Consider the following 6,000-nt stretch of genomic DNA (forward strand, 5'->3'; position numbering starts at 1 on the left):
CACTTGAAGGAACACACCCCGCCTTCAGGAGAGCCAATGACTTCCGCATCGCACCGCATCAAGACCAGCACTGACCAACTCGCATCGCTACCTCAGGAACTCACCTTCGACACCCTCACCGGGGAGCTACTCGCGCAGCGAACCATTCCCTTCAGGACCCACCGGGTTCTCCACTACGTTGGCACCGCTTGCCGCTTCCCTTGCGACGCTCGGACCCGCGAGGAACTCACCGAGACTCTCTCCGTGCATGACCAGTGGCGGGACAACCTCATCGTAGAAAGCGACCGGCTCTTGGACCTTCTGGATTCCGGGAGGGTATCTGGTGGAGCTGTGGCAATGTTCCGAAGGATTCTCCTCGGACTCGCTGGGAGGAATCTATGGTTCGGATCGATCAGCGATGTCGGTACGAAGCGCGAGGCGTATGAGCTGGTCAACGCCGACCTAATAACCGTGACCAAGCAAGGGCGCACCCTTCCGACAAAGGTGAGGATACATCCCTGGTACGGCTGGCGGGGAGACCTCATGGCCCGAGAGCCGCTCCTTCGGCAATGGGTAGGCGTTGCCCTGGGAGAGTAAACCGGACGGATTCGCGCCGTTTACATTGACGGAGCCCAGTGCCGCCGTGGGCTCAGTGAATCGACCATATATAAATAAGGCGACCCAAGGTCCTCCGGCCATCCCTGCTGTTCATCTTGGGGCATCGCTCAGGTTCGCCAGCAGGTTGCCATCCAGTCTCGGGAGTAGTGATGACAATCACCTCCACTCTTCGAGGACCACTCCAAGAAACCTACTGCCCAGCTTGAATGGGTCTCCCTCGTTCACAGTAGGTCCACCATCGGACCAGCCTTCGGCCCTGAGGTCGTCTCAGCGCGGAGCGATTTGACCTCAAGCCCAGTCACAATGCGTGCTCCGTGCCCTCCGAGCAACAAAAGCCCTCACTGGTAGCGACACACACAACCGCTTCCACTGAGGACCACGACATGAGCACCACACGCAACACTTCCGATTCACCCACCGACTACGACAAGATCAAAACCGAGGGCGGGCCATTCGACTCCCTCATCCAGTCCGCATCGGCTCGCCACGGAGTGTCCTACGACCTCCTCCACAAGCAACTCTTCATCGAGTCATCATTCAATCCGAACGCGGTGAGTCCCACCGGCCCCAGAGGTCTCGCTCAGTTCACTAAGTCCACCGGGCGCGCTTATGGTCTGGTCAACGATGAGGACTTTTTCGATCCTGCCAAGTCCATCGACGCAGCCGCTCGGCACATGCGGGATAACATCAAGATAGCTGGCGGGGACGAACTGAAGGCCCTCCTCGCGTACAACCAAGGCGCAGGGCAACTGGGCCAACCACAGCTCGATGCCTACGGCCGGGGCGACTTTAAAGGCGTCTCCAAGGAGGGCTTGGAGTACATCCGCAAGCTAAGGGACGTAACCAACACGGGCCGGAAGGCGGAACTGGATTCGTTCTTTACGCAGTCCTCCGAGTCTTTCTGTTCCGGGATCGCACAGGTTCCGAGTGGAGTCGAGGGGATCTCGAAGGTCCAGGAACATGCGCCTACTGACGACCTCGGGTCCTTCCATGTGACCGGCAAGGATGTCGCACCCAAGGCTACACCCTTCGCGGAGGAGCTTTACCGGACCACCGGAAAAACTGACGACGAAGACCGTGGGTTCTTCGAGGGTCGAGGTAACGCAGCCTCCGTCAACCTGAAGACATCCGTTCTCGGGATGCTCATTCGTGCAGCCTCCAGCGAACAGGCATCCGACTTCTCGCAAACCTTTTCGATGATGGGTGACATCTTCAATGACCCGCTGCCCGCTACTGCCTCCGATGTCTTCAATCCACTCGGCGTTCTCTACAGCCACAGGGCAATCAACTGGGCAGATGGGGACTATGACCGGCTCCGATCTTCAGGGCTCGACCCGCAGTTCTATGATGTGGTCCTAAGGGGCCGCCCGGAGAACTTCGAAGCCAACCTCGTGCTGGCGAAAGAAAACCAGAAGATGATGGAGAGCACCGCCAAGGATCGCTTCGGAGCTGCCGCTATTGGGTCGCTCGGTGGACTGATGGGAGACCCAACCATCCTTATCAACCCGGCGCGTTCTGGTGGCGCAGGATTCGTGTCCCGCTTGGCTGGTGGCTCTGTGGCTAATGCCCCACTGGCCGGCATGTCTGAAGTCGGCAGTGCAAAAACATCCGGTCGGGAAATGCACCTTGTTGAAGCTGTCGCTGGAGGTGCTGCCTTCGGTGGAACACTTAATGGCCTATTCGGGCGGCGTCCGGGGCGCAACTCATGGGACCTTGAGGACACCACACCAGAACCGCAAGCGTTCACAGTGGACGACTTCAAGGCACTGATGTCCGGCAACGGCCAGCAGAACCAAGATCAGACCATGAGCGGAACAGTCCAGCGTCTTCAAGTACGCGAACAGGCCAGGATGAGCGGGCTGGATGAGGACCCTACGGCCATGCCATTCCGCGCAGACGAGAAGATTCACGAAAGCCCAGCGGGTGATTACCTGGATGTTCCGTTTGATCCTGAAGCAGCGCGGCTGACGGACGGAACGATCCTGAGCGGCGGCTCTCCCATCAACCCAAAGACGCTCAAGGATGCCACTGAGATCGAGGCTGGCGGCACAGCCAACTGGGGAGTCCGCATGGGGAGTATCACTGAGATGGGTGTCCTACTCGGTCGCTCCGATAGCGCGGACATCCGGGCAGTCGCTAAGGATCTCTTCAGGTCCTCCACTGGTTACCGGGACGGCTCCAATGGGAAGTTCGGGGCTACCGCTTCGGACATCTCAGAGCGGCTCCGGTCGCAGGACAACGTGGTTCACAATCGGCTCGCTGAAGGATTCGACGAGACCCTGAAGGACCCCTTCTGGCGCGGCCAAAGGATGACCGAGGGAGCCAAGCGGGAATACATCAGTCGGCGTGTGGTGGAAGCTCTCGAAGCCCAAACCCCAGGCAAGCTGACGCCTCCCGAGATGAAGCTCCTGGATGAGCTGAAGCAGCACATGAACCAGAAGTGGGACTACATCTCCAACCCGGCCCAGTTCGGTGACCTCAGGGCCAAAGCGATCCTTGAGGACACTCGGCACTTCTCAACGTACTTCCCTCAACGCTACAGCTCCGCTGCTAAGCACATGGCTATCGAGCGATTCGGGTCACCTGAAGAACTCCAGAAGGCCATCGCGCATTCCTGGATGGCGTCCTATGTGAGCCGTCCTCATGTGAAGCAACGGATCGACGCGATGATCCAGGAGGGGCACGAGAAGGCTTCCAAGGGAAACCCTGAGGCCAAGCCGATGACTCCTGAGGAGATCCAAGCGGCAGTCGAGAAGTACGCCAACGACAAGGCTTATGGTGTCGCTCATTCCGATGAGTTCACCGCTAACGGCTTGGTCGAGGAGCACCTCAAGGATGGGGCGGGTCTGGAGAACAACTCCTACCTGGAAGCTCGGAACCTCTTCGACTCCGACATGAGTGTTCAGATGCCCGATGGTCAGCCCTTCGCGGTCAACGACCTCAGGGACTTCAATATCCTCAGGGTGGTCCCGCAGTACGACCGAAGGGTCAACGGGGACATCGCGATCATGGGTGGCACTGGGATGTCCACGAAGGAGCTGAAGAACCTCGCCAACGGGTTAAACCAGAAGGCGATTCCAGGCAAGAACACGCTGGAGGCTGAAGCTCTACTCGATGCGATCAAGATGCTGACTGGACGCGCTCGGAGAGATCCTGATGGCATATGGGCAACCTACGCGAGATCCCTGACTGACATTGGGTTCGCCACGAAGAACGCCTACATGGGCGTCCAGAACATCACCGAGGCAGCCGCTTTGATCACCAAGGGCCACCAAAGGATGCTCTTCAAGGGCGTTCCGTTACTCAAGAAGTGGGCCACGGCGGGCTCCAAGCTGGACCTGGACGACATCCAGCAGATGCACGGGATGGTCTTCGGGAAGGAACTGGACGATCTCATTCGGCCAACCCGGCAGGACATCGTGGATCAGCTCCGTCAGCACAATAGTGAGATCTCCTCACAGATCGCCGGGACCATCAAGAAGGGCACCCAAGAGCTATCCGTTCGGTCGCCCTTTACGTGGCTCCTCCGGGAATCCGGCAACTACCTGATGGACGCTGGGCGCCAAGGGGTTCTTGTGGATCTCATCGACCACACGTTGAACGGGAAGGTCACCGACCTGTTCAGCCCCGAGCGTCTACGATCCGCCTCGATCTCCCCGGAGCAATTCAACGGTATCCAAGGGCTCATCCGGGACCACTTCAGGCAGGACCCAGCGTCCGGTAAGTGGCGCATCGAGAACCCACAAGCGCTGGCTTCAGATGTCCGTTCTATGGACCTCTACCGGTTGGGTGATCGAGTAGCGGATGAGACGATGCTTCGTCCTCACAAGATGTCCTTTGCGCCCTCTAAGCAGTACGGGGCAGGCTTGGCGATGGCCCTCCAGTTCAAGATGTTCGTCCTTCGGTCACTCAATGGCCGCATGGTGCGAGGCTGGATGGAGGCCACGAAGAACGGCCAAGCGTTGGACCAGACGTATCAGGCTGTGGTGTCGATTGGACTGGCTACCGCCTTCTATATCGCCTCTACGTACTCGAAGGCTCAAGCGATGCCCGAGAGAGCCCGCGAAGCGTACTTGGACAAAGCATTGAACCCGTCCATGCTGGCCTACGCGGCAATCTCTCGAAGCTCCCATGTGGGCGCACCTTTGGGAGTCGCTAACTACCTTGCGGCACCTCTGGGCTTTGATCAGGCCGCGATGGTCCGAACGTCGATCCTCCCAAGAGACCCACGCAAAGGCCAGGAAGGAAGAGCCATTCGATACAACGCGCTTCAATCGGATTTGGTGGGGGACTTAGCGAGTGGAGTGGCCGAGCAGGTTCCAGCGCTGGGTGTCTTGGCAAATGGAGCACAAGCGGGATACTCCGGGTATCACCTGTTGGAGGATCAGCGTGGTGCAGACCGTAGGGGGCACATGACCGGGCTATGGAATGCCCTAAAGCAGTTTGTGCCTAACGACCCCGCAACGCAGAGTCTCATGAGGGCGCTTGCGGAAGACCAAGGGGTCGATAGGGCGCGGTAAAACTAACGATGCGATAATAGAAGCTGAAGCTTTTCTATCGCATCAAGCACGGCGCACGCATCCACGAGTTCGAAACGCCCGTTGGGATAATGTCCGCATGTCCGCAATGATTCCTCATACAAGGGGAACCAGTAGTTCAGGCGGCGACGGTCGCACCTTGATAGCATCGAAGATATGGTGGCCAATTCATGCTGGCGAATCCCATCTGCGTAAAGGCCTGCTTCGAACGATATCCTTTGCTGCTCCAGGCGCTCATAAATTGGAGCAGCCGCAGCGTTAAACTCGATGCGCTTGTCGCGGTGTATGCCAAGTCTATGCCCAATAAAAGTGCCCACCAACACGCCTAAAATGCCAGAGACTATTTCCGTCCACATGTACCGTTCCCCGTAAAAACCCTCACTATAAGGGAGACAGGAAGATAAGCCCGTATCAATCACCATGCGGCCCTTCCGTCCCTCTCAATGCCAGTCCTCGCGGGTCGGCTCTGCTGGTCCACCTTTGGACCGCCTTCCAGTTCGTCACCAGTCGCTAACCTTATGGGTAACGCCAGGACGGACCAAGTGTCAGCCAAGCGGTTGACCGGGAGGACAATCGGGACAGCTACCTTCGAGTAGCGACATGAGCCCGAGCCTCAGGCAGAAAGGCGTATCGTGGTGTTCGCTCTCGGTCATTGATTAGATGACCTAAGGGCCTTTGTGAGAACTGGGGGCGCTCACACTGACCACGAGAACGGGGGGGCCTGTAGTGGTCTACTGATTGTAGTGGTCAACCCATCCCGGACAGTGGGTTAAGTTTTTCTTCGGCCACCGCAGGTGGCAGTCCGTCGTTGAACTGATGTGGCCTGATCCAGTTGTAACGGTGCATCAGGTAATAACTGATATCC

The 6,000-nt window shown here is 58.2% G+C and carries 3 protein-coding genes; 2 read left to right on the forward strand and 1 reads right to left on the reverse strand.

The annotated features are described in order from the left end of the window. Positions 1-36 precede the first annotated feature (36 nt). Together IEY47_RS06310 and IEY47_RS06315 are read left to right on the forward strand one after the other, a co-directional pair. A complete protein-coding gene (locus IEY47_RS06310) occupies positions 37-576 on the forward strand; it encodes a hypothetical protein (RefSeq protein WP_188982296.1) in 540 nt (179 codons plus the stop codon). 404 nt (positions 577-980) lie between these two features. Beyond that, entirely contained in the window at positions 981-5,117 is a 4,137-nt protein-coding gene (locus IEY47_RS06315; RefSeq protein ID WP_188982297.1) for a transglycosylase SLT domain-containing protein, read from the forward strand. A gap of 2 nt (positions 5,118-5,119) precedes the next feature. Here IEY47_RS06315 and IEY47_RS06320 read toward each other — a convergent pair whose 3' ends face one another. Then, positions 5,120-5,557, reverse strand: coding sequence for a hypothetical protein (locus IEY47_RS06320; RefSeq protein ID WP_188982298.1), 438 nt, complete (start codon positions 5,555-5,557; stop codon positions 5,120-5,122). Between the last annotated feature and the right edge of the window lie 443 nt (positions 5,558-6,000).

It is taken from the genome of Pseudomonas matsuisoli (assembly GCF_014647635.1).
In the GTDB taxonomy this organism is placed as follows: domain Bacteria; phylum Pseudomonadota; class Gammaproteobacteria; order Pseudomonadales; family Pseudomonadaceae; genus Pseudomonas_P; species Pseudomonas_P matsuisoli.